General features: G+C 74.6%; 5 protein-coding genes. 2 read left to right on the top strand and 3 right to left on the bottom strand.

All coding sequences use genetic code 11. The features are described from left to right. Nucleotides 1-84: 84 nt before the first annotated feature. Nucleotides 85-1,074 carry a Bug family tripartite tricarboxylate transporter substrate binding protein gene (locus HW578_RS21600; RefSeq protein WP_198372782.1) on the bottom strand — a complete coding sequence of 330 codons (990 nt, stop codon included), beginning with the start codon at nucleotides 1,072-1,074 and terminating at the stop codon, nucleotides 85-87. 330 nt (nucleotides 1,075-1,404) lie between these two features. Here HW578_RS21600 and HW578_RS21605 point away from each other — a divergent pair, with 330 nt between their 5' ends. Then, nucleotides 1,405-2,367, top strand: coding sequence for an alpha/beta hydrolase family protein (locus HW578_RS21605; RefSeq protein ID WP_198372783.1), 963 nt, complete (start codon nucleotides 1,405-1,407; stop codon nucleotides 2,365-2,367). Nucleotides 2,368-2,538: 171 nt separating this feature from the next. On the opposite strand, the gene HW578_RS21610 is transcribed toward HW578_RS21605, so the two are convergent. After that, a complete protein-coding gene (locus HW578_RS21610; RefSeq protein ID WP_198372784.1) occupies nucleotides 2,539-3,513 on the bottom strand; it encodes an L-threonylcarbamoyladenylate synthase in 975 nt (324 codons plus the stop codon). Continuing rightward, nucleotides 3,510-4,280 (bottom strand): 3'(2'),5'-bisphosphate nucleotidase CysQ, encoded by a 771-nt coding sequence (gene cysQ, locus HW578_RS21615; RefSeq protein WP_198372785.1) that lies wholly within the window; start codon nucleotides 4,278-4,280, stop codon nucleotides 3,510-3,512. The genes HW578_RS21610 and cysQ overlap by 4 nt, the downstream gene beginning before the upstream one ends. A 122-nt stretch (nucleotides 4,281-4,402) precedes the next feature. Between cysQ and HW578_RS21620 the strand changes: the two genes are divergently transcribed. Next, nucleotides 4,403-5,875, top strand: a complete 1,473-nt coding sequence (locus HW578_RS21620) for a leucyl aminopeptidase (protein WP_198372786.1) — start codon at nucleotides 4,403-4,405, stop codon at nucleotides 5,873-5,875. Nucleotides 5,876-6,043 lie beyond the last annotated feature (168 nt).

The following is a 6,043-nucleotide window of genomic DNA, read 5'->3' on the forward strand; positions in this document are numbered from 1 at the left end:
CCGCCCGCGCCGCGCCCGAGGCGCTGGTCGCGCGCTGACGGCCCCGCGCGCCGCACGAGGTCGGCGCCGCGGGCACCGCCCGCCCTATTCCGCCCGGATGCCGAGCTGCTCGATCACCGGCCGGAAGGTCGCCCAGTCGCGCCGCAGCCGGGCGGCGAACTCGTCCGGCCCGCTCACGCCTGTGATCGCCATGCCGATGCCGGAGAAGCGCTCGCGCAGCTCCGCGCCGGCGAAGCCCGCGGTGATCTCGGCCGCGAGGCGGTCGATGATCGGGCGCGGCGTGCCGGTCTGCACCATCACCGATGCCCAGGAATCGACATGGTAGTCGGCGAGCCCGCCGCCCGCCGTGGCGATCGGCGGGACGCCGGGCACCAGCGGCGAGGGGCGCGAGGTCGTCACGCCCAGCGCGCGCAACTGCCCCGCCGAGACCAGCCGCCCGGCCGCCGCCGGCGTGTCGAAGCCGAAATCCACCTGGCCGCCGAGCAGCGCGGCCAGCGCCGGCCCGCTGCCCTGGAACGGCACGTGCAGCGCCTCCAGCCCCGCCTTGGCCAGGAACAGCGCGGTCACGAGGTGCTGCGCGCCCGCCACGCCCGAGGAATTGTGCGTGTAGTGCCCGGGCCGGGCCTTCAGCATGTCGATCAGGCCCTTGAGGTCGCGCGCCGGTGAATCCGGCTTCACCAGCACGATGAAGGGCGCCTCGCCATACAGCGCCACCGGCACCAGTTCCCGCTCGACGTCATAGGGCGGGCGGCTCACCAGTGGGCCGAAGGTGATCGGGCCGAGCGATCCGGCCAGCAGCGTGTAGCCATCCGGCGTGCCCTTCGCGACCAGGTTGGTGCCGATCTGCCCGCCCGCACCCGGCCGGTTGTCGGGCACCACCGGGTGGCCGAGCCGCTCGCTCAGCATCTGCGCCACCAGGCGCCCTGCCACGTCGGTCTGCTGGCCCGGCGGCCAGGGGATGACCATGCGCAGCGGGCGGTTCGGCCAGGCGGCCGGCTGCGCCTGCGCGGCGGCAGGGCGCGGTGTGGCGAGGCCGGCGAGCGGCAGGGCGGCGAGCGTGCGGCGACGTATCATGGAGTCTCTCCCGGGTGTGTCGTTGGCACCGATCATGGCGCGGCTGTGCGAGCACGTCACGCGATGCCGCGGCGCCGGGCGGCACGCCGTGCAGAGCCCCGGCCCCGGCCGGCATGTCATGAAGCGACGCGGCGCTGGCCGCGACGGAGCCCGGGCAGGGCTGCCAGCGGCGTCCGGGCGTCAATGCATCGCGCCGCCGCCGCGCGGGCGCGATGCCGCCGGAGCGACGTGCCGCCCTGCGCCCCGGCGCGGCTTGAGCCCATGCCGTGCCCTGTCCATGCTGCCCCAACGCGGTGCCCGCCGCCGCGCCCCGCAGGGAAGGCCAGCACCATGACCGAAACGCCGATCGCCCTTGCGCGCTGGGCTTCCTTCCATGTGGCCGGACGGGAGGTGGTGGTCGCCGGGCAGCCGCCGCGCGAGGTCACCTTCACGCCCGGCAGCGCGCCGGCGCGGATCGATCCGAACGGCACCTACCTGGTCGGCGGCATGTACGCGCAGGTGATGGAGCCGGCGCCGAAGCGCGGCGCGGTGCCCCTCATGCTCTGGCACGGCGGCGGGCTGACCGGCGCCTGCTGGGAGACCACTCCCGATGGGCGCGAGGGCTGGCAGCACTTCTTCCTGCGCGCCGGCTGGGAGGTGGTGGTCAGCGACGCGGTGGAGCGCGGCCGTTCCGGCTGGATGCGCATCCCGGAGGAGACCGGCGGCGTGCCGGTCACCCTCACGCTCGAGAACCCCTGGGAGCGCTTCCGCATCGGCCCCGGCACGCCCCAGGAGGGCCGGGTCTTCGAGGGCCAGCAATTCCCCGCCGACGCCGCCTCCTGGCGGAACTTCATCCTGGGCTGCGTGCCGCGCTTCACGACCACGGATGCGCTCACGCTCGAAGCCTATGGCGCGCTGCTCGGCCGCGTCGGGCCGAGCGTCGTGGTGGCGCACAGCCAGGGCGGCTTCTTCGCCTGGCGCGCGGCGCAGGAATGGCCCGACATGGTGCGCGCGCTGGTGCTGGTGGAACCCGCCAGCACGGGGCTGGCGGAGAAGGTGGCAGCACTCGCCGGGATCCCCGTGCTGATGATCTATGGCGACTTCATCGAAGGCGATGCGCGCTGGCCGACGATCCGTGCGCGGGGTCTCGACTTCGCCGCAGCGGTGCGCGCGGCGGGCGGACAGGTCGATGTGGTGGACCTGCCGGCGCAGGGCATCCGCGGCAACAGCCACATGATCATGATGGACCGGAATTCGGACCAGGTGGCGGGGCTGGTGCAGGGCTGGCTGGCGGGGCGGGGGTTGTGGCGCTGAAAACCCCTGTCGCCTGAGGGATACCGCCCGTCACCTCGACCATCGGCGTGGCGGTGCACCGCCACAGCGCCTTTGGCCGGAGGGGCGGAACCGCCGTCCGTCGAGGCTGCATGGCCTCCGGTTGCTCCGCTGCCCCGCGCTTGCCCAGCCAGGCAATACGCTGTCGCCAGATCACTCTCGCGGGGCCGCCGCCCGCTCGAGCCTGTCGTTGATCGCCGCCCCGAGCCCCGCCTGCGGCACCGGCATCACCGCAATCCGCGCGAGCCCCAGCCGCGCGCCCTCCGCATCCAGCCAGCGCAGCCCGGCGAAGAGCCGCGCCGCCGCCTCGCGCAGGTCGCGCGCCGCGCTCAATTGCCAGATTGCGCCCGCGCCGGGCAGCGGCTCCCCGAAGGCCAGCAGCGCCTCCTCCGCCGCGACCTCCGTCGCCTCGAGGCGCACCGGCAGCACCGGGGCATAGTGGGAGAGCATCATTCCCGGGCTGCGCAGCGTGCGGGTGGCCGCCGCGGCCGAGACCGGGATCGGCCGTGCCACCGGGCCGATCACGGCCTCGATCGCCTCGACCGGCACGCCGCCCGGGCGCAGCAGCGCGGCACCCCCGGCGGCCAGGTCCAGCACCGTGCTCTCCACGCCCACGGTGCAGGGCCCGCCATCGAGCACCGCGGCGATCCGCCCCGAAAGGCCATCCAGCACATGCTGCGCCGTGGTCGGGCTGACCTGGCCCGAGCGGTTCGCCGAAGGTCCCGCCACCGGCACATCGGCCGCGCGCAGCAGTGCGAGTGCCAGCGGATGCGCCGGCACGCGCACCGCCAGCGTATCCAGCCCCGCCCCCGCCAGCAGGTCCACCCGGCAGGCCGGGCGGCGCGGCAGCACCAGCGTCAGCGGGCCGGGCCAGAAGCGTTCGGCCAGCGCGCGCGCGCGGTCGTCGGGCAGCGCCTCGGCGAAGGCGGCCTCCGCCTCGGCGAAGTGGCAGATCAGCGGGTTGAAATGCGGCCGGCCCTTGGCCTCGAACACCGCCGCCACGGCACGTCCGTTCCGCGCATCGGCGCCGAGGCCGTAGACCGTCTCTGTCGGGAAGGCGACCAGCTCGCCCGCGCGCAGCAGTGCGGCGGCGCGCTCCACCTCCGCCGCGGCCAGCAGCAGCGTCATGCGCTCCGGCCCTCGCACACGAAGCCCGGATTCTCCCAACGCGGCTTGCGGTAGGTGAGCGGCCCGCCGCCCTCCAGCAGCCGGATCGTCCCGCCCGCGGCCTCGAGCACCGCCTGCGGCGCGGCGGTGTCCCATTCCATGGTGCGCCCGAAGCGCGGGTAGAGGTCGGCGCTGCCCTCCGCGACGCGGCAGAATTTCTCCGCCGAGCCGATGTTGACGATGCGCGCGACGTGTTGCCCCGCCAGGAAGCGCCCCATGCGCGGGTCGTCCTGGTAGTGGTGGCTGCCCATCACGACCAGCCCGCCGGGGGGCACCGCGCGCACCGCGATCGGCCGCGCGCCGGCGGCATCGCGCTTGAAGGCGCCGGCGCCGACCCGGCCCCAGAACACCTCGCCCGTCGCGGGCAGCGCCACGGCGCCGAGCACCGCGCGGCCATCCTCGACCAGGCCGACGCAGACGGCGAAGTTGTCGCGCCCGGCGGCGAATTCGCGCGTGCCGTCCAGCGGATCGACCAGCCAGAAGCGGCGGCCGGGATCGGTGGGGGCGGTGCCGGCCTCGATCTCCTCCTCCGCGATGACCGGGATGTGCGGGGCGGCGGCGCGCAGGCCCTCCACGATCAGCGCTTCCGCGATGCGGTCGGCTTCCGTCACGGGGGACCGGTCGGATTTGCGCTCCACCGCGAAGCCGGCGGCGCGCACGGCGTTGATCGCCGCGGCCGCCTCGGTGGCAAGGCGCGTGGCAAGCGCGAGCAGGGCATCATCGTCCATGGGCGCGGTGTGGCGCCGGCCGTCCCCTACCGCAAGTCCCGCCGGTGCGGGGCGCCCCTGGCCGGGGCGCGGCGGCGACCCTAATGTGCAACATCCAACGCGCCTTCCGGTCCGGAGTTCCCATGCCCGACATCGCCTTCGTGAAGCCCGCCCTGCCGCGCAGCGGCGCCCTGGTGCTGCCGCTGACCGAGGAGGCCGCGCTCGCCGGCCTCGCGAAGCAGGCCGACGAGGCCACCGGCGGTGCCATCGCGCGCGGGCTGGAGGCGGCGAAGTTCAAGGGCCGCAAGGGCCAGACCGCGACGCTCTGGGCGCCGGGAGCGGGGCTGTCCAAGGTGGTCGCGATCGGCCTGGGCAAGGCCGCCGACCTCGCAGCCCAGGGTACGGAGGCCGCCGGCGGGACGCTGGCCGGCGCCGTGGCCCAGGAACGCGAGGCGCTGGTCGCCGCCGATGGCCTGGCCCCCGCGCTGGCGGCCTCGCTGGCCATGGGCGTGGCGCTGAAGTCCTACCGCTTCGACCGCTACCGCACGACCGAGAAGGAGGAGGACAAGCCCAAGATCGAGCGCGTGGCCGTCGCCGTCTCCGACACCGCCAAGGCCAAGGCCGCCTTCGCGCCGCTGCAGGCGGTGGCCGATGGCGTCTTCCTCACCCGCGACCTGGTGAGCGAGCCGCCCAACGTGCTGACCCCGGCGGAATGCGCGGAACGCTGCAAGGCGCTGACCAAGCTCGGCGTCGAGGTCGAGATCCTGGGACCCAAGGAGATGCGCAAGCTCGGCTTCGGCGCGCTGCTGGGCGTGGCCCAGGGCAGCGTGCAGGAACCGCGCATGGTGGTGATGAAGTGGAACGGCGCGCCCAAGGGCAAGAAGGGCAAGCCGCTCGCCTTCATCGGCAAGGGCGTGACCTTCGACACCGGCGGCATCTCCATCAAGCCGGCCGGCGGCATGGAGGACATGAAGTGGGACATGGCCGGCGCCGGCACCGTGGTCGGCCTGATGGCCGCGCTGGCGGGCCGCAAGGCCAGGGCCGACGTGGTGGGGCTCGTGGGCCTGGTCGAGAACATGCCCTCCGGCACCGCGCAGCGCCCCGGCGACGTGGTGAAGTCGGCCTCCGGCCAGACCATCGAGGTGATCAACACCGACGCCGAGGGCCGCCTCGTCCTCGCCGACGTAATCCACTACTGCATCGAGAAGTTCGACCCGCGCTTCATGGTGGACCTCGCGACGCTGACCGGGGCCATCATCATCGCGCTGGGGCACGAGCATGCCGGGCTGTTCAGCAACGACGACACGCTGGCCAGCCGCATCGAGGCCGCCGGGCGCGCGACGGGCGAGACGGCGTGGCGCATGCCGCTCGGCGAGGCGTACGACAAGCAGATCAAGTCCGATATCGCCGACATGAAGAACGTGGGCGGGCGGCCGGGCGGGTCGATCACCGCGGCGCAGTTCATCCAGCGCTTCGTGCAGGGCCGGCCCTGGGCGCACCTCGATATCGCCGGCACCGCCTGGTCCAGCAAGGACACGCCGACCACGCCCAAGGGCGCGACGGCCTATGGCGTGCGGCTGCTCGACCGGCTGGTGGCGGAGCACTACGAGGGCTGAGGGGCGCAACGCCCATGCCGGCACCGGCCCGCGCCGGGCAGCGCGACCGCTGCCCGGCGCCATCGCTCGATCGCGGACGGACCGCGGGCGCCGGCGCATGATCGCCGTCCGGTTCCGCCGCGGCGCGCCCGGCCCCGAGGCCCCCTGCATCGTCCCGCTCATCGAGGG

This window comes from Roseomonas rosulenta (assembly GCF_016106005.1).
In the GTDB taxonomy this organism is placed as follows: domain Bacteria; phylum Pseudomonadota; class Alphaproteobacteria; order Acetobacterales; family Acetobacteraceae; genus Neoroseomonas; species Neoroseomonas rosulenta.